A 20,097-nucleotide genomic window follows, 5' to 3' on the forward strand; every position below is an offset into this window, starting at 1 on the left:
AATGTCACAAGAAGATATACAGCAGGTTCTCAACGCAATCAAGGCAGAGAGCCAGGGCGTGCAGGAACTGGAAGAGGTAACATCGCTAAACGGTGTCAACTCACTTCCTGCCGTTAAGGGAAATGAGCTTGTATCAGTACCAGTTTCATTATTACAGAAGCCGGCAACCGATGCAGCGACCAAAGCAGAAGAAGCCGCACAGACTGCCAACAAGGCCGCACAAACCGCCGAAGAAGCCAAGAATGCGGCCAATTCAGCGGCAGCCACTGCAAACGAATCTGCAAGCAAGGCAAATGCTGCTGCAGCGGTGGCTCAGGAAGCAGCAGCCTCATACGAAGATACGGCAAAGGCTGCAATGAAGGGGGCTACAGCCAGATTTGACATGGTTGTCGAAGACGCAAAAATTGAATTGATGTCATACTCAGGGAATGACGGTAGAGTCGCTTTTGTCAAGAGCAAAGGTGTTTTTGCGTATTTTGCCGGCAGTATGACAATGTCAAGATTCTATAATAATTGGCTGGGTGCGGACATGTATCTTGATGATACGAGGAGTAGCATATTGAAAGACAAACTATATCTGTATGGTGAAACTGTATATGTTTGGAGTGATGAGGAAAACACACTTGTCAAGGCCAGCGGTGGCGGTTCCGGCAGCGGTTTCTACAATGTTACACAGCTACACCCTCTCGGCTCCGGCTATTACACAAAGGATACCGCTGTGGCCGCTCTTGCCGATGCCGATATCGATGATGACAGTAAGCCCGGCATGGTGATAACCTTTGAAGCGTCAGCCGGGAAATGGCTCGACTACCGTTTTGAAGGAACGGACATTTCGTCTTTCCTGACCTCGTCAGCCTGGAACCGTTACGGGGGTGGCGATGCAATCAAGAAAATACGTGTGACGAAAGGCACCACAAGTTCAGACCTTACGCCCAATGAACAGGGCGAGGTAAGCCTAGATATACCTGTGGTTGAAGTCGACCAGGCAGTTAACGAGAATTCCACCAACCCGGTGAGCGGCAAAGCGGTGGCTGCCAAAATGAACGAGAAGGCTTCTACCTACGGAACCGCCCTCCAGCTGAATGAAATCGGCGAGGGTTCGGACAAAGCCTATTCCCTGAGTCTCCTTAATGAAGCCGGGGAGGTTATAAGTACCAGTGACATGTTCACCGGTGGTGGCGGCGGAACCGTTGCCACAACAAAGGTCGTACTGACACGTGTCACTCCAAATAAGACGGTGAAGTCCGGTGATGAGGTGAAACTGACCTACACATACGACCAGACAGACACCACTACAGGAGAAAGTACGGGAAACCCCGCACGTGTGACGGTTACCGTTACACAAGGCGCGAACTCCAATACCTTAACCGGAAATATATCTGCAGGAAGTACAAATACGGTGGATGTCACGAAATACATGGGCGTGGGCACCAACACGGTGCGTGTACGTGTAGAAGTCGGTGAAGGTGCGGAGATGCAGGTCGCCCAGGTGACCTGGAGCATCAACGTGGTGCAGCTCACCCTTAGCAGCTCCTTCAGCATTTCCACTGCCGTTACACGCGGGCAGACACTGTCTATCCCATACGCCTTGAGCGGTGCCGGAACGAAGACCCTGCGCTGTTACGTTGACGGTACCGACACAGAGGACCGGAGCATCACCAGTTCCACGGCCAACGGCAGTTTCAGTATTGCGACAACCAACCTGACACATGGACCCCACACCGTACAGCTTGTGGTGGAACTGGAGCTGACGGACGGCAGCATCATCAAGTCAAACAGTATCCTTTTTGCCGTAGGCATCCGTGAAGCCGGGAACAATACCCCTGTAGTGTCTGCAAGGTTCGATTATGCAGATGGTACGGTCATAGAAAAAGGGACAACCCCTTATATCCAGGCTAAACAGTACGACAGTTATACGCTCCAGTATGCAGCCTACAACCCGCGAGAGACCCCGACAAGGGCGGATGTCTATGTCGGTGACACACTGGCATCATCCGCTTCTGTTCCTTTCACGGTACAGAACCTGACGCTGCGGGCATCGGAATACGGCGAACAGCAATGCCGTATAGTGGTCGGTGTGACAACCTATAATTTCCGCCTAATTGCGTCCAAGAGCGACCTGAACATCAGTGAGCCGACAGACGGCATGACACTCAAGCTGACAGCACAGGGCAGAAGCAACAGCGACGTCAACCGTGAAGAATGGAGTTATAACGGCATTCAAACTGTGTTCGAAGGATTCAAATGGGGCGGTGACGGATGGACTGGCGAGGCCTTGCGTCTGACAGACACGGCGAGGGCCACCATCCGGCACAGGCCGCTGGAACAGCCGGAACAGAATGTCACCAACGCCGTTGCCTTCATCGTGAAATACAAAGTCAGTGAGGTCGTCGATGAGGATGCGGAAGTCATCAAGTGCCTGGATGCGTCCGGTACCGGTTTTGTAATCACCGCACAGGAAGCAAGGATGACCACAAAGGGAAACAGTACGCTTTCGATGAAAATGGCTTCCGGAGAGGTTTATGAGGTGGCATTTGTGAGTTTCCCGAAAAGTACAGATGGTTCATCTGAATATGAAAAACAGAATACGGAGATGGTGTACCTGTATATCAACGGTATCATGTCCGGTTCAGTTCAGAGAGCCACATCTGACAGTATATATCAGGCGAATCCGGCATACATAGAACTTGGCTCAGACGGCGCAACAACAGATGTCTACCTCCTCCGTGCATACGATACCTACCTGAGTGATTCACAAGTTCTGGAAACCTATATGATAGACCAGGACAGCTCCGACATGATGATGTCCATGTACGAGAGCAACAATGTCATCGACGAGAATGGAAATGTGACCGTGGACAGTGTCCCGGATGGAATGAGATATATCATCGTTACCGGGCGTGAGGACAACGGTGTGCCAACAGTACTCCAGGCGGCGGTCAACAATGACAAGGATCCGAAATATGACGTTACCGAAATGCTTTGCGTTGTGAAGGGGAACCAGGCATTGAACTTCCGTTGTGTCGGAGGCTGTATCCGTTTGCAGGGAACCTCATCGCTTGCCTATCCGATAAAGAACTACCGCATTTATTTCAAGAATGCGTCCAAGGTGGCCGGTGACCTGTATCTGGGCTGTGACGAGCAAGGCTTGGGAGGAACATTACAGGAAACGGCCAAATACTCCTTCCGTCCTGCAGGTACGTCCAACAAGGCGGCAGCTCCGGTTGACTGCTTCTGCCTGAAGGCCGACTTTGCCGAATCCTCGTCCTCGCATAATACCGGTATGGCCAAGCTGGTTCAGAATATCCTGACGGCCGCCGGAGAGCTTACCCCGGCACAGGCACATTGTTCAGGGGAGTATGGATATGATGTCCGAACAACCATCGACGGCGAGCCCTGTTACCTGTTCTACCGCGGTACCCTGGACGAAACTCCACAGTTCCTTGGCAAGTTCAATTTCAACAATGACAAGTCAACAGAGGCTGTGTTCGGCTTTTGCGACATACCCGGATATCATGACCAGGCATGGGTGAATGATAAATTCGGCGGTGTCAATCCGACCGAGTGCTGGGAGTTCCTGAACAACGACTACCCGATGGGTATGTTTCTGGACGATGACTTTGATACGAAAGGTGACGACGGTACCCCGAACTGGCTGAAGGTGTTTGAGGCACGATTCCCGGACGATGACGATATCAACGCCGAATATGAGGCGGGAACCCGGAAACCAAAATATCTTGAGCCACTTGTAAAATGGGTTAAGAGCACACAGAACAACGGTGCAAAGTTCAAGGCGGAGCTCGCGAACTGGTTCGATGTGGACTACCTGTGCGACTATTATATGTTTACGGATATCATGGGATGCGTGGACCAGCGTGTGAAGAATATGATGATGGCCTTCTGGTATGATCCGGACAAGGACAAAACGCTGGCCTATATGATATTCTATGACTGTGACACCATTCTGGGTGTGCGCAACGACGGCCGTCTGAAGTATTCCTGGGATGTGGACGAAAACACGACCGACCCGGAGCTTTCAACGGAAGACAAGACCGTGTATGCCTATGCCGGACACGACAGCGTCCTTTGGAAGAACCTGCGCGAACAGTTCCCGGACGAACTCGCGGCCGCCTATAAACGAATCAGGGAGCGCATGAGCAACAGTACCATTTTCGCCATGTTCGATGACGAACAGAGCGCAAAATTCTGTGAACGTATATACAACCTTGATGCGCTGAATAAATACGTGGAGCCCAAGACCATCGGTGTTGAAGTCAACCAGGACGGCACGGTAACCAACGTGAAATATTCATATTTGGAAGCCATGCAGGGAAGCCGACAGTCACACCGCCATTGGTGGGTTAGCAACCGAATGGGGCTTTTTGACGCGAGATATAGTGCCGGACAATATACGGCCACAGATATTTCTTTCAAGGGCAACAGCGCGGCCGGTGCGACCGTCAAGGCCACTCCAGCACGTGACTTCTATTTTGAGTTCCGGCGTGAAAGCGACACCATGACACATGACGCCGTTAAGAAGGACCAGCAATGGAGTTATACTTATGGGCAGACGGCCAACATCGGAACCATCTTCCATTTATACGGAGGTGAATGGATGAAGAAACTGGACCTGTCCGCATGGGGTGGCTTTACCGACATGAGCCTTCCGACACTTCCGGTTCTTGAGGAGCTTATCCTGGGAAGCAGCGCAAAGACATACGCTCTGACAGAGCTGGTTCTTGGTACGAAGATACCGATGCTGCGCAAGCTGGAAGTGGTCAACTACACCAACCTTCCGAGCCTTGACCTGTCCGGATGCAACCGTCTGGAAGAAGTGAACGCGTCCGGATGCACAAAACTGGCGACAATCACCTTTGCTGAAGGTGCCGTTCTTAACAAGCTGCGTATCCCGGCCAATTTCCAGACATTGATCCTGCGCTCTATGCAGTACCTGAAATGGAATTCCATCACTTTTGAGGGCAAGGCCAACCTTACCGGCTTGTGGATTGAGAACTGTGCTCTTATTAACGGCCTGTCCGCATTTAAGGAACTGTTCGCCTTGGGGGGAGCACTGAAATACGTCCGTATTACAGGCGTTGAGCTTGAAGGTGACGGAAGCGACCTCAAGCAATGGTATGATGCCGGGCTCGGCGGTATCGACGCAAGCGGAAATACCACGAACTCACGCTGCAAGCTCGTTGGTACATACCGCCTGACAAAGTATCTGGACGACGATACATTCAACAAGTACACAGAACGTTTTGATGAACTGAACATAAGGCAGCCGGAATATACGATGATAGAGTTCGATGACGACGTGGCCGACGATGCCAATATCAGTAACCTTGACAATGAGACCGGATATAAATACGGCAACACTTATGTTCCGAGCGGTCATATTACAGCCATATTGGGCCAGCGTCACCGTGTCCTGGCAAAAGTTACAAAGATGCCGACCTCCCGTCAGGTGAACATTGCAAATACAGATACCGCCGTGAATAATACGGACGGCGAAATGACCTATTATCCCCTGGATGACGCGGACAGCAACAAGTATGCGGACGGAACTCCGGCTAAGCTGGACGGAACCGAAGGTGATTGGATGATGTACGAACCGTTCTTCTGGAGCAAGGGCATCAATGACTATCTTGGCGGAAAACATTACAGCTGTTACAGTTCCAACGGTCCCGAAGATATGCCGGAATGTCCGGACGTGGACGTGTTGACCCTTGAGGACATCAAAGGCAGTGGAGGATGGCAGTCAGGGCGTAAGATTATGACAGGCAAGGATACGCTGGAGAACTCCTACAGCACCGACAGCACCTATTCCGTATGTAAGGTTGACGTTTCTGGACATAAGCGTGTCCGTTTCCCAAGTGTACCAGGCACCAACCTTGTCGGCTCACTGTTCGTCCGTTCTGACGGAACCATTATAAGTTCCATTATTGTTCCCACCTTGAGCAGCAAGTTTGAGGCGGGTATGTATCTGGTCTGCGATGTGCCGGAAGGGGCCGCCTTCCTGTATTTCTCAATCCTGAACACGGCTGAATTTGACTGTGTGGTTTTGAGCAACAGTGATAAGATAGAGGATATGGAACCGGAATGGGTTGCCAACGATGAACACCTATGTGCTGTCGTCGGCAGCAGTATTGTCGGCACGAAGCTCCGTGCTTGTATCACGGGCAGCAGTACCGCCGCAAGTCTTGGATGGTCAGATTTCCATTACTACAGCCAGCAAAGAGGTATGCAGCAGATTGACGCGCTGATGCATTCACGCATCGCCAACCTGTTCTATGCGAAATACGGCCGACGTGACAGCCAGGAGCAGTGCGGTGCCGGACAGCACACAAATATGCGTACTACTGGAGGAACTGCCCCTTATGGCATGACCGATACCATCGGTTACGAGGAGGCCAGTGGAATTAATCCTGGAGTGACGAATTCGCTTATCGACGGGCTTGTCCACCAATACGCCTGGTACAAGACAAATGATGAATACGGTGAACCGTCCGTGATACAGGTAAACAATATATGTTGCCTTGGATATGAGGACATTTTCGGCCACAAGTATGACATGATGGATGGGGTGGATTTGCCGAACGACAGCGGTAACAGCGGGAAATGGCGCATCTGGATGCCGGACGGAACGACACGTTTCGTGAAAGGCCGAACCAGCAGTGATCAGTGGACTGCAGCCGTGGCACACGGCAAATTCATGGATGTTGTTCCAGTCGGAAGTGTGAACGGATCTTCGTCAACATACTATTGCGACAAGTATTACATTTCAACATCATCCGGCCGTGTGGTCTATCGCGGGTACAACAATGCGAACGCGTATGGCGGTGTGTCGAGTGCGAGTGCGTTTTACGATGCTACGTACACGCACGCGAATGTCGGCTCGCGTCTGGCCTTCCGCGGAAAACTCGTCAAAGCGTCGAGCGTCGTAGCGTATAAATCGCTAAGCGAAAAGGCGTAAGCCAAAGCGTCAAAGCGTGAGCGTAGCGAAAGAACTCTCCCGGCGAAGCCGGTCGATTTTTTTTGAAAAATGGTCAACTTGCACCGTGATGGGCTGATAGCGTTACGTTTATGCTTGATTTGCGCATATATTGCTTACCTTTGTAACAGGAAGGCGGCATCTCCCAATAGGCCGTGTGGTCTATCGCGGGTACAACAATGCGAACGCGAATGGCGGTGTGTCGAATGCGAATGCGAATAACGATGCTACGAACACGAACACGAATGTCGGCTCGCGTCTGGAAATCAAATAATCGGCGTACAGCACCGGGGACGTGTCCCCAAAGCGGTGCCGAGGGAGATAAGCCTCAGCAACAGCGCATGACCTTATCGGTCAGTAAGGCGGAAAGCTGAAAAATCACGTGTCGGGTGGAGTTTGGTAGGCCCTAAATGGGTTCGAAGAAGTCAGGCCCGGAGGAAGGAAGGCCTATACCTTCCATAAAAACAAGTAATATGCGCAGAGAAGGTTATATTGTAGAAGAGGTTGCAGATTATTCCAATATGTCATCCTCGTTTGACCAGGTCCTACGTGGCTCCAAACGTAAAAAGAGCCGCCAGGGACGTTATCTGCTTGCGCATAGGGAGGAAGTCATTAAGGAACTGTCCGGTCGGATAGCATCCGGAACCTACACCGTTAAGGATTACCGTGAGCGCACTATATGTGAAGGCGGAAAAATCCGGCGGATACAGGTTCTGACGATGAAAGACCGTATTGCCGTTCATGCAGTCATGTCTGTTGTTGACCGACATCTAAAGAAACGGTTTATAAGGACAACCTCAGCCAGTATCAAGAATCGCGGTATGCACGATCTGATGACGTATATCCGCCGCGATATGTGTGAAGACCCGGAAGGTACACAGTATTGTTACAAATTCGATATATCCAAGTTCTATGAGAGCGTTGGGCAGGATTTTGTGATATATTGTGTCCGCCGCGTATTTAAGGACCAGAAGCTCATTGCCATGCTTGAGAACTTCACCCGACTTATGCCGGAAGGCATCAGCATCGGGCTGCGTTCCTCGCAGGGGCTGGGCAACTTGCTTTTGTCTGTATTTTTAGACCATTATTTGAAGGATAAGTACGGTGTCCGTCATTTCTACCGGTATTGCGATGACGGTGTCGTGCTTGGTGAAACGAAAGCGGAATTATGGAAGATTCGTGATGCCGTTCATGGGCAGATGAACTCTATCGGGCTTTCCATAAAGCCCAACGAGAGGGTGTTCCCCGTGGACGAGGGCATAGACTTTCTTGGTTATGTGATCCGTCCGGACCATGTCCGGCTGCGTAAACGTATCAAGCAGAAGTTCGCCCGAAAAATGCACGAGGTTAAGTCGAGAAGAAGGCGTCGTGAACTGGTAGCATCCTTTTATGGGATGGCAAAGCACGCCGATTGTAATAAGTTATTTTATAAATTAACAGGCAAAAAAATGAAATCATTTAAGGATTTGAATGTTGCGTACAAACCGGATGACGGAAAGAAACGGTTCCCCGGATCAGTCGTCAGTATCCGAGAGTTGGTAAACCTGCCTATCATAGTCAAAGACTTTGAAACGGGCATTAAAACAGAACAGGGTGAAGACAGGTGTATTGTTGCCATCGAAAAAAACGGGGAGGCATGTAAATTCTTCACCAACAGTGAGGAGATGAAAAACATCCTCGCACAAGTTAGAGAAATGCCGGACGGCTTTCCTTTTGAGACTGTAATCAAAAGCGAGACTTTCGGCAAAGGTCGGACCAAATATGTTTTTACCTGATATGAAACGAGTAGAAGGAAGTGCCGGAGTTCCGGTGCTGGAATGCACGAACCCGGTGAAAAATAGATGGCGCGTCCGCTGGGACGTGGAGACAAGAGAGGACGGTTCCGCCTCTTATATGGAAGAAGAACTTGACCATAGGCCACATGTTGAAGAAGTACGATCGTTAGTGTCTGGATGGTATAATGCAGAAACAGATGAACGTATCTTATGCGGGTTTGAATATGATGGTCAACCTGTATGGTTGTCAAGTGAGAACCAGTTCAATTATAAAGCGGCCTATGACCTTGCTGTACAGACTGGCGGCTTGAATCTGCCCGTGACATTCAAATTTGGTACGGACGATTCTCCGAGTTATCGGACGTTTGAAACGGTTGAGGAACTCCAGAGTTTCTATATAAAAGCAATGGCACACATCCAGAATGCTTTATTAGAAGGTTGGAAAAAGAAAGATGCACTGAACTTGGCTTTGTATGAGGCCACATGAATGATTCCTACGGGGGAAATATAAAAGCCCCCAGCCTGTTAATATAGACGCCAATCATTTATTAACATAAAACGCCACGCGTGCGCGACCGGGGGCAAATACCCTCTGCCGCACGCGTGGCGTTTTTTATGTTCTATAAATGATTGGCAATGCAAAAATAATTAAAATGATTGGATATGACACTATTTGAGGCATTAAAATTTAATCGTGAGCCATTAGAGATAATAGCAAGACTGGGAGGAAAGCCTGATGATATTCGTTATATAGACCTATATGCCGAGTATGAATCAATGAAAAGTAAAGGAGAAAAAACGATCTATATTGTTTTGTTCTTAGCAAATAAATACTCAGTTTGTGAACGGAAAATTTACGACGTAATAAAGCGTTTCGGAAAATACTGTACGCTTGATGCAGTATGATTTGTATCGCTTTTACACTTTTTCTACACACTGAATGTACCTTTGTAACAAATGATTGTGCATATAAAATGATAAAATATGGGAAAACTTTATCTATCAGCCCCACTACCATTTGTGGGACAAAAGCGTATGTTTGCAAAGGAGTTTATAAAAGTATTAGATCAGTTCAAAGATAAGACTGTATTTGTTGATTTGTTCGGCGGAAGTGGACTGCTATCGCATATCACCAAATATCAAAGGCCGGATGCAAAAGTTGTATATAATGATTATGATGGCTATCGTTTCCGTTTACAGGCTATTCCACAGACAAATGCTTTACTGAAAGATTTACGTGAAATAGCGAAAGAAACTCCGAGAAGCAAGCCCATAAGAGGTGAGGCAAGAGAACGGATATTTGAACGGATCATACGTGAGGAACGTGAAAAAGGATATGTGGATTTTATAACAATATCCTCCTCGCTGATGTTTTCAATGAAGTATCAGCTAAGTGTAGATGGGATGAGAAAAGAAACTCTCTATAATAACATTAGAAAGGCGGACTATCCAGATTGTAAAGACTATCTGAGCGGTTTGACCATTACGTCCTGTGACTACAAAGAGTTATATGAACAATATAAAGATATTCCTGGTGTCGTTTTTTTGGTTGACCCTCCTTATTTGTCAACGGAAGTAGGAACATATAAAATGTATTGGCGGCTTTCTGACTACCTGGATGTACTGACTGTTCTCCAGGACAAACCGTTTGTTTATTTCACTTCTAACAAGTCTTCAATAATTGAGTTATGTGAATGGCTTGGAAGTAATGATACTATTGGAAATCCATTCAAAGATTGTCGTAAGGTTGAATTCAACGCACACATGAATTATGCGGCCAAATACACAGACATAATGCTGTATAAAAAGCAGGATGAAATTCTTTGTAATAAGGCAGCTTAACACTAAACAAATATACTAATTTTTATTGAATTATGAAAGTATTTCGACTACTATTTTAATGCCATTTTAATGCTCATTTATCAATCTATTTATACTAAAAATGCAGCCAATTTTGGCTGCATTTTTGTTGCTGTGCGTTTATCTTTTTTTGAACGCTTCGTTTTAGATTGAAGTTCTTTTTTCAGACGCTTCGTTTCGGATTTCGCGGAAAATTGGATTTGCGGATTATAATTGCTTTCATGCAGATGCATATTGGGCATGGCGACATGAGGTTTGCAAAGAAAATGCTCAATGTGTCGCTTTATGGCGGTAGCGACTGGCGTTCACTTAATCTGCTGGCTGATTTATATTTGAAGACTGGTCGTGAGAAGGATGCCTTCTCGCTGGTAAATGTACTGATGTCTTCAGATAACGCAAAATCTAATGTATGGCTTTACAATTCATTGAGCGAATATTATGCTGCAAAGGGACAGTTTAAGGAAGCTTATATTATGAAATGCCGTCGCGATTCGGCATTTACGGTAGTTAACAGACTTGTTAATGCTAACTTTGCAACAGATTTATGGCAAAAATATGACCAAGAGGTTGTCAGGCGTTTTGCAAGGCGCAAAATGACAATGATAGTTTTTATTTGTTTTGTCGTAATTACGTCGGTGCTTTCAGCATTTGTTGTTTCCGGGCGAAGGCTGCGTAAGCGTGCCGCACAGATAAGCGCATTGAAAAACGATTTGCTGCAGATGCAGATAAGAATAAATAAGATAAAGGAAGACGGTGATAAGACTGTAAAAGAAAAGACAGAGGCTTTAAAGACCATTATTGGTGAAAAGCAGGCTGCTATAACAGAGCTAAGCGGCAAACTTTCGGTAAGCAAGGACGAACTGAAAGACTATTTGTCGCGTTTCGAAGAAATAGAGCATGGATTGCATTATCTTTACAGCGTGATGCGCAATGAGAATATTTCTCAACTTAACAAGAGCGAACGCGAATCGCTTATAGAGTGCTATAGGGTTATAGACATGACTTTTGTTCATCGTATAGAGAAACTTGAAGGCAGCAAACTTACCATTCAGGAGAAACTGTTTTGCGTGTTGCGCAATATGGGTAAGGATGAAAACATAATAAAGTATATGCTTGGTCTTTCGGACGAAGCATATCGTAAAACGCGGAGCAGGGCACTTAACAAGCTGCGAAATGATAAAGAAACTATTGATATAGCGGACAAAATTAAGTGATTTTGTCCGCTTTTGTTTATGTAACTTATTGATTTTCAGTGATTACCGAAAATTGGTTTTGTCCGCGCTGTTTGCAGGTTTGTATGCGTTTGTATACCTTTGCGACAGTTTCTAATATTAATATAATAAATAAAAATGAAAAAGATTTTATTGTTTATTTTATGTGTTGCATCTCTGCATGTTAACGCTCAAGGATTAAAGTTCGGCGTGCATGCCGGCACAGATTTGCTGTGGTATTCGGCTAAGAACAATCCTCCGTTTGATGAGTCAAAGATGAAATCAGGATTTGTTGTGGGCGGTGATGTTGCCTATACATTCAACAATAATGTTGCTTTGGCATCGGGGATAAGCCTGCTTGTATCTAACGGACAGTTCAGTGCATTGACGGAATACTATCCGGTAGAGATGAAGTTCAGCGAGGTTAACGTGAAGACAATGTCGCTCGAGATACCTCTGAAAGTGGGCTATACCTTCAGGTTGGGCAGCAGCATATCGCTTACTCCTATGGTTGGGTTTTATGAGCGTTATGGTGTCGACTCATTTAAAGGCGATGTCGTATCATGCATTGGCGGAACGTCTGGGGCTAATACCATAACAGAGAGCTGGAAGCCATACAACGGATATACCAGCAGCCGGATTGACACATATACGATATCACCGATAAAGAGATGGGATTTTGGCTGCAGCGCGGAACTTAAGCTGACCGTGAAAGACCATTATGTGATTTCAGCCGGATATATGCGTGGGTTGATTAATCAGGACGACTATTATAAAATCAACAACAATAGTCTGCGTCTAACTCTTGGATATGTGTTCTGACACAACAAAAAGTGCAAAAACACATTCATATCTGACATGATTATGGATATTTAAGACAATTGCAGTGATAGGCAATGCCTTATGGCAATTTTCTGAAACGACAGGAACTTATCGGCATGGGGCTGTATGGTAACGGCCGGGTATGTGTCGGATAGTTCTTGTCGTGAGTTGTTGTGGCGGTATGTGTTAATCAATGATAGTTGTTCAATGCAACTTAAAGTTGTCATTGTTGATGGTGTGAAAATACGGCTACCCCGATAAATATAGGGAAAAAGTGAAAAAAATATTGGCGGTGAAACCATTTTGACAGGGAAACCGGGAAATCATTTGAACGGAATATATATCAAGAAAGATTAAACTAATTAAATTTTATATCTATGGTACGGACAAGAAGAATATTTGTATCAATAATAGTGGCGAGCTTCATTTCTGTAACTGCTTTAGCGCAATCAAAATTACATTTTGACTTAGACTACCAATACAGCCTTGGCTTGTCTGAAAATTTCGCAGAATATACGTATAATAGAGGCTCGTATAAGATGGGTGGCAACTTGTTGCAAGTCGCTGCGCGCTACGATGTGGCAACACAATGGTCGGTCGGGATAGGCATGGGATTGGCTCGTTACACCGAACCTGACTTTAATACATACCCAGTGTTTGCGACATTGCGCTATAAACCAGTAAGGAAACAGCCACAGGCATATCTGTTTACAGATTTAGGTTATGGTCTGAAGTTGGGTGATGATAGCAACTCCGGCTTTTCGGGAAGATTAGGTATTGGTTATACTTGGATGATAATGCGACATTTCGGACTGAATTTTCAGATTGCGTATGACTTAAAAAACTTTTGTGATATTACAACAGCTTATTATAATGAGGCAATGGATAAAACTGAATTTTTCAAGAGTAATAGCACACGGCACTCTATTTCTTTTGGAATAGGCCTGACATTCTAATATGTTGAGTCAGATATAGCCGGCACATCTAAGGCCGGAACTACCGCAGAAAGTTGAAAGCCATATGACGGATATATCAACAGCAAGGTAGCCATATACACAACTTCACCGATATAAAATCAACAATAACAGCCTTTGCTTTACTCTTGGATATATATTCTGACATGACAGAAAGCATAACGATATATTCAAGACAGACAGAATATAAAGATATGTAAAATAATTTATGTGATTAGAATTATCCAGATAATTAAGTTACTGATGCGGCAAAAACTTATCGCTCATTGGTCATACTCAAAGCGAAAAGACCTATAGCGGTAAGTTTTTGTCGCATTTGTTTTATGTCTGTATAAATGAATATTCAGGTATGTTATGCCACTTTTGTTAAGTTCTCTTCTTTTGGCTGCGTGATAATTTGTTTTATCTTAAAGCCTGTGAAGGCAACAAGGATGGACATCAGCGGACTGAGTATGTTAAAGAAGCAATAGGGCAGGTAGGTCAGAGTGCCTACTCCAAGCACTGTTGCCTGAGTCATTCCGCATGAGTTCCATGGTATGAGCACGGATGTTACTGTAACCGAGTCTTCTACAGTACGGCTAAGCAGTCTGCTCTCCAGTCTGCGGCTTTGGTAAAGGTCTTTAAACAGGTTGCCTGTAAGTATGATAGACAGATATTGGTCGGCAGTGCAGGTATTGAAAAAGAGTCCTGCGCCCACAGTAGAGCACACGGCACTAACGGGCTTGCGTACAAAGCGCACGAAAAGATTGGTTATGCTGCTTATCATGTTGCTTGCAGACATCACGCCGCCGAAACACATCGCACATATTATCAGCCAGATGGTGTCCATCATGCCGCGCATGCCCCTTGTGGCAACAAGAGCGTCTATCTCGGCGTGGCCCGTTGATATGGATGTGCTTCCGAATATTGACGTCATCAGGGCCTTGAAGCCTGTTGCGAAGTCGAGAACGCTGCCGTCTACTATCTGCAGAAGGATGTGGGGCTGGAACAGCAGAATGCATATTCCGGCTATCACAGACGATATAAAGAGCGTAATGATGGTTGGCAGCTTGGCCAGAATGAGACAAGCCGTGATGACCGGGACCAGCAGAAGCCACGGCGACAGGTTGAATGTCTGTGCCAGCGTGCCTGCAAAAAGCTCGCTCTGCTCGTTGCCGCTGTGGCTCATGACAAGTCCTGCAACGGTAAATATGCCGAGAGTGATTATTATCGACGGCACGGTGGTTATGAGCATATAGCGTATGTGGGTAAACAGCTTTGTGCCCGTTGTTGACGATGCCAGCACTGTCGTGTCTGACAGCGGCGAAATCTTGTCGCCGAAATAGGCTCCCGATATTATTGCTCCTGCAATCCATCCCTCGTCGAAACCCTGCGCCTTGCCTATGCCGAGCAGTGCCATGCCTATTGTGGCTATGGTAGTCCATGAACTGCCGGTTATGATAGACACTATGGCACATATTATGCAGCACGACGCAAGGAAAAACTGCGGCGTGAGAATCTGCAGACCGTAGTATATCAGCGTGGGAACCACTCCGCTGAGCATCCATGTGCCCGAGATGGCTCCGATGAGCAGAAGTATCACTATGGCCGGAGTAACCTTCTTTATGTTTTTGGCCATTCCTTCCTCAAGCACGCTCCACTTGTAGTTGTATTTTATCATTGCTATGCCCACACAAACAGCCGAGGCTATGAGCAGCGACACCTGACTGCCGCCAAGCAGGGCGTCGCCCCCGAAGGTAGGGATGACCATGGCCAGCAGGGCCACGAGAACGGCTAAAGGAGTCAGGGCTACGATTGGATTTGGTATCCTTGTCTTTTTGTTCATAACTAACCTATTGAAAATTTTGGCTGCAAAAGTAATAATTCTGCTGCTATAAGTCTGCAAAAAACTTCTGTTTTTCAACAAAAAGGTGCATTTTGTCTCATTTAAGAATAAACATGCAAAATAATTACATAAATGTGTGAAAAATCGGCATGTTACGCATGTCGTGTGTCATGAATTTTTACTGTTGTATAACAAGCAACAGGTAGTCCGGCTGCATTGTTGACGATTTGGGCAGAAGCGCATCATGAATAATAGTGGTTAAAGAATGTAAATAAATTGCGCCGCTCTTTGACAAGCCGCTGAAAATAGCTATCTTTGCACATTATTATTATTTAAAAGGCTGAAAAGCGTGAAAATAAGAGAAGTGGTTGACGCCCTTGAACGTTTCGCGCCTCTGCCCCTGCAGGAGAGCTTTGATAATGCCGGCCTGCAGGCAGGACTGACAGAGGCGGAAGTATCAGGGGCTTTATTGTGCCTTGACGTTACCGAAAAAGTGGTCGACGAGGCTGTGGCTTTAGGCTGTAATCTCATCGTGAGTCATCATCCGTTGATTTTTCATGCACTGAAGCGCATCACCTATGCCGACGACGTGCAGCGTGCCGTTGCCAAGGCTTTAAAGAATGATATCACGGTGGTTTCCATGCACACTAACATGGACAATGCCCGTGGCGGTGTTAACTTCAAGATAGCTGAAAAAATGGAGCTTCATGACTGCCGTTTCTTTGCAGAAAAGACGGTTATGGGCATCGAGTGTGGCAGCGGAGTTATAGGAGAGTTGCCCGAGGCGCTTGCCGCCGACGACTTTGTGCTGATGCTGAAGCGCACGTTCGATGTCGAGTGTGTGCAGTGCAATCAGCTTTTGCGCCGTCCCATCAAGACCGTTGCCATCTGCGGAGGCGCAGGCTCGTTCCTCCTGCCTGAGGCAATTGCACAGGGAGCCGACGCCTTTATCACAGGTGAGATGCACTATCATGAGTATTTCGGCCATGAGCAGGAAATACAGATTGCCGTCATTGGTCACTATCAGAGCGAACAGTATACTAACGAAATATTTAAATCAATAATCGAGGAAGCGTGTCCGGGAGTTGTGACTTATCTCACAAAGACCAACACTAATCCTATAATCTACTTATAAAATATGGCTAAAAAAGATCCAACAGATTTGTCTGTAGAAGAGAAACTGAAAACTCTCTACCAGTTGCAAACCACATTGTCGGCTATCGATGAAAAGAGAGCCCTGAGAGGTGAGTTGCCTCTTGAAGTTCAGGACCTCGAAGACGAGATTGCCGGTCTTACAATACGTATTGAGAAAATAAAGAACGACATCAAGGAATTTCAGAATGCCGTTGTACAGAAGAAGGCTGAAATTAACGAGGCTCAGGCCAGCGTGGAGCGCTATAAAGAGCAGCTCAACGACGTTAAGAACAACCGCGAGTATGACACACTGAGCAAGGAAATTGAGTTCCAGTCGCTCGAAATAGAGCTTTGCAACAAGAAGATAAGAGAGGCTAACGTTAAGATTGAGGAGAAAAACAAAGACCTCCAGAACAACGAGGAGCTTATTAAGGACCGCCGTGTAGCTCTTGAAGAAAAGAAAAACGAGCTCGACGAGATTATGGACGAGACAAGAGCTGAGGAAGAGAAGCTTAAGGAGAAGGCAAAGGAACTCGAACTGAAGATTGAGCCGCGTCTGCTTACAAGCTTCAAGCGTATCCGCAAGAATGCGCGCAATGGTCTGGGTATCGTTTACGTGCAGCGTGATGCATGTGGCGGATGCTTCAACAAGATACCGCCTCAGCGTCAGCTCGACATCAGAATGCACAAGAAAATTATTGTGTGTGAGTATTGCGGACGCATCATGATTGATCCTGAACTGGCAGGTGTTAAGAGCGAAAAGCCTGTAGAGGAGAAGCCGAAGCGTAAGCGCGTAATTCGTAAGCGTACTACGAAGAAAGAGGATGATGACGATTTTGTTCCAGAGGAAAGATTGTCATAAAAAGCAATACCTTATTAAATAAGAACCATGGAACAGACAAATAAACAAAGTGGACGTATCATAGCCATCATAGCTATGATGTTTATCTACGCCATGATTTCGTTCGTCACTAACCTGGCGGCACCGATTGGCGTAATATGGAAGAATCAGCCCGAACTGATGGGCAGCAACACATTAGGCATGATGGGAAACATGATGAACTTCCTTGCATACCTGTTTATGGGTATACCTGCCGGCAAGCTGCTTATCAAGATAGGTTATAAAAAGACTGCAATGGTGGCCATTGCAGTTGGTTTTGTGGGTGTGCTCGTGCAGTATCTGTCGGGCTTCCCTACAGGTCTTACCGGATTCTGGGTGTATCTTTTGGGTGCATTCGTATGCGGTTTCTCTGTATGTATGCTCAACACAGTGGTTAACCCCATGCTCAACCTCCTTGGCGGAGGCGGCAACCGTGGCAACCAGCTCAACCTTATCGGAGGAACGCTCAACTCGCTTGCCGGAACGCTGACACCTATGCTGGTGGGCGCCTTGGTAGGTACAGTTACTAAAGACACTGCCATAAGCGATGTAAACCTCGTGCTCTACATTGCCATGACTGTGTTTGCCGGTGCGTTTATCGTGCTTTCGTTCATACCGATAGCTGATCCGGAGATGGGTAAGGCTACACAAGACACCGTATTTGAACATAGTCCGTGGGCTTTCCGCCATTGCGTATTGGGCGTAATCGGTATCTTTGTTTATGTTGGAATAGAGATTGGTATCCCAGGCACTCTCAACTTCTATATCTCTGACACGACGTCGAAGGGTGCAGGAGTTGTTGGCGATGCTGCTGCCATAGGCGGTTTTGTTGCCGGAACTTACTGGCTGCTGATGCTTGTAGGACGTTTCGTTGCCGGTTTCATTGCCGACAAGGTTTCAAGCCGCGCCATGATGATCACTGTATCGCTCGTGGCTATCGTGCTCATGTTGGTGGCAATGTTCTCGTCTAAGACTTCTACAACGTCTATGCCTGTGTTTACGGGTTCTTCGTTCACAATGGTAACAGTGCCTGTCAGCGCTCTGCTGCTTGTGCTCTGCGGATTGTGTACGTCTGTCATGTGGGCAAGTATTTTCAATCTTGCTACGGAAGGACTTGGCAAATACACTGCTGCCGCTTCAGGCATATTCATGATGATGGTTGTTGGTGGAGGTGTACTGCCGCTGTTGCAGAACTTCATTGCCGACAAGGCCGGCTACATGATTTCTTATATCGTGCCGCTTGTAGCTTTGGCATACCTTCTTTATTATGCTCTGCTCGGATGTAAGAATGTCAACAAGGACATCCCTGTAGATTAAATGTGAAAATCGTTTTTCATAGTAATAAATTGAGACTTTTTAAGTCTGTAGGCCGCAAGATTGTTATCAGTCTTGCGGCTTTTGTTTTGCGGCTTGTCCCGGGATTCAGTAGTGATAATTTTGTTTTCTGTGTCGTGAACGATATCAATGCACACAAAAAAGACAGCAAAAGTTTGGCTGTGCCGTTATTTTGTCTTATCTTTGCAATGTACTCAAAAGGTGGTGTCCGGCATGCCTTATGGCTGCCGTGTCTGAGATTATACACATTGAACCAGTACGGATAATGCCGACGCTGGGATTTTGATGCAATTCTTTTATGGCGGTTATTCCGCGTCACCTGCTTTTGAGAGTGTTGACTGATCTTAAAAGAGGAGATTTAAGTATGACTTTTATTTCTTTTTTGTGCGTTATGCCCGTAAAGTCGGGTGCTGACTGCTGTATGCTGCGGAGGGCTGCTTTATGAAGCGTTATCCCGTTGCTTTTTCTGTGGCTGGCTCAGATCCGTCCGGCGGTGCAGGCATTCAGGCCGACTTGAAGACCTTTTCTGCGCTTGGAGTTTACGGCGCGGCTGCCGTTACAGCCATAACCGTACAGAACACCAAGGGCGTTAAGTATGTTCATTCCGTGCCCGCACAGGTGGTATACGACCAGATTGTGGCAGTCATGGAAGACTTGCATCCCGATGCAGTTAAAATAGGTATGGTTAACGATGCAGCAACATTGGATGCCATAATAAATGCCTTGACAGACTGCCGTCCGCATTTTCTTGTTGTCGATCCTGTCATGGTTTCGAGCAGCGGAAAGATGCTCATGAGTTCAGATGCACTCACTTTGCTTGAAAAAAGGCTGTTGCCCATGACAGATCTGCTCACTCCTAATATTCCTGAAACTTCAGTGCTGACCGGCATGCCGTCTGTATCTGCTAATGATGTGGAGGCTGCAGCACGCGCCATCCTTGATTATGGCACTCGTTCCGTACTGATAAAGGGCGGTCATGCATCGGGCTGTGTAAAGACAGATATGCTTTTCAGCATCCTTGACGGCAACATCTCCTTAAATGAATATTCGGCTCCTTCTGTAGCGAGCCGCAACACTCACGGCACGGGCTGTACACTTTCGTCTGCCATTGCCGCTTTTGTTGCCCGCGGTAATAGTCTTGTTGAGGCTGTAGGCGAGGCTAAACGTTATCTTACTTCTGCGCTTGCGGCAGGAGCAGATATAATAATAGGTGATGGAACAGGCCCCTTGAACCATTTTTTCAGTCCTGTGCCGGCAATCGTAATTGATAAAGAATAAAGACAAAAA

At 46.7% G+C, this 20,097-nt stretch carries 13 protein-coding genes; 12 read left to right on the top strand and 1 reads right to left on the bottom strand.

The genetic code is table 11. The annotated features are described in order from the left end of the window. The first annotated feature begins 1 nt into the window (after position 1). The 8 genes from ACZMIG_RS02770 to ACZMIG_RS02805 all read left to right on the top strand — a co-directional run bounded on the left by ACZMIG_RS02770 (position 2) and on the right by ACZMIG_RS02805 (position 13,618). Positions 2-6,976 carry a CotH kinase family protein gene (locus ACZMIG_RS02770; RefSeq protein ID WP_487889018.1) on the top strand — a complete coding sequence of 2,325 codons (6,975 nt, stop codon included), beginning with the start codon at positions 2-4 and terminating at the stop codon, positions 6,974-6,976. A 491-nt stretch (positions 6,977-7,467) separates the two neighbouring features. Continuing rightward, positions 7,468-8,769 (top strand): DUF8468 domain-containing protein, encoded by a 1,302-nt coding sequence (locus ACZMIG_RS02775; RefSeq protein WP_487889019.1) that lies wholly within the window; start codon positions 7,468-7,470, stop codon positions 8,767-8,769. Between the two features lies 1 nt (position 8,770). Continuing rightward, a complete protein-coding gene (locus tag ACZMIG_RS02780; protein ID WP_486997651.1) occupies positions 8,771-9,256 on the top strand; it encodes a DUF4376 domain-containing protein in 486 nt (161 codons plus the stop codon). A 176-nt stretch (positions 9,257-9,432) separates the two neighbouring features. Beyond that, complete coding sequence (locus ACZMIG_RS02785) at positions 9,433-9,675, top strand: hypothetical protein (protein ID WP_487889020.1); 243 nt, start codon at positions 9,433-9,435, stop codon at positions 9,673-9,675. Positions 9,676-9,753: 78 nt separating this feature from the next. Next, the gene (locus tag ACZMIG_RS02790; protein ID WP_259031287.1) at positions 9,754-10,611 is read left to right on the top strand and encodes a DNA adenine methylase; all 858 of its coding nucleotides are present in this window, start codon (positions 9,754-9,756) and stop codon (positions 10,609-10,611) included. Positions 10,612-10,850: 239 nt separating this feature from the next. Beyond that, positions 10,851-11,843: a hypothetical protein gene (locus ACZMIG_RS02795; RefSeq protein ID WP_487889021.1), complete on the top strand. Its 993-nt coding sequence runs from the start codon at positions 10,851-10,853 to the stop codon at positions 11,841-11,843. Positions 11,844-11,978: 135 nt separating this feature from the next. Continuing rightward, entirely contained in the window at positions 11,979-12,662 is a 684-nt protein-coding gene (locus tag ACZMIG_RS02800) for an outer membrane beta-barrel protein (RefSeq protein ID WP_418873948.1), read from the top strand. A 377-nt stretch (positions 12,663-13,039) separates the two neighbouring features. After that, entirely contained in the window at positions 13,040-13,618 is a 579-nt protein-coding gene (locus ACZMIG_RS02805; protein WP_021853465.1) for an outer membrane beta-barrel protein, read from the top strand. Between the two features lie 370 nt (positions 13,619-13,988). On the opposite strand, the gene ACZMIG_RS02810 is transcribed toward ACZMIG_RS02805, so the two are convergent. Further along, complete coding sequence (locus ACZMIG_RS02810) at positions 13,989-15,461, bottom strand: Na+/H+ antiporter NhaC family protein (protein WP_487889022.1); 1,473 nt, start codon at positions 15,459-15,461, stop codon at positions 13,989-13,991. Between the two features lie 349 nt (positions 15,462-15,810). Between ACZMIG_RS02810 and ACZMIG_RS02815 the strand changes: the two genes are divergently transcribed. From ACZMIG_RS02815 to thiD, 4 genes are all read left to right on the top strand, one after another. Beyond that, positions 15,811-16,596, top strand: coding sequence for a Nif3-like dinuclear metal center hexameric protein (locus tag ACZMIG_RS02815; RefSeq protein ID WP_021853463.1), 786 nt, complete (start codon positions 15,811-15,813; stop codon positions 16,594-16,596). Between the two features lie 3 nt (positions 16,597-16,599). Next, on the top strand, positions 16,600-17,457 hold the full coding sequence (locus ACZMIG_RS02820) for a zinc ribbon domain-containing protein (RefSeq protein ID WP_021853462.1): 858 nt from the start codon (positions 16,600-16,602) through the stop codon (positions 17,455-17,457). Between the two features lie 27 nt (positions 17,458-17,484). Next, positions 17,485-18,792, top strand: a complete 1,308-nt coding sequence (locus ACZMIG_RS02825; RefSeq protein WP_021853461.1) for an MFS transporter — start codon at positions 17,485-17,487, stop codon at positions 18,790-18,792. Between the two features lie 459 nt (positions 18,793-19,251). Further along, positions 19,252-20,088 carry a bifunctional hydroxymethylpyrimidine kinase/phosphomethylpyrimidine kinase gene (gene thiD / locus ACZMIG_RS02830; protein ID WP_418873949.1) on the top strand — a complete coding sequence of 279 codons (837 nt, stop codon included), beginning with the start codon at positions 19,252-19,254 and terminating at the stop codon, positions 20,086-20,088. The last annotated feature ends 9 nt before the right edge of the window (positions 20,089-20,097 follow it).

This window comes from Xylanibacter sp. (assembly GCF_057607445.1).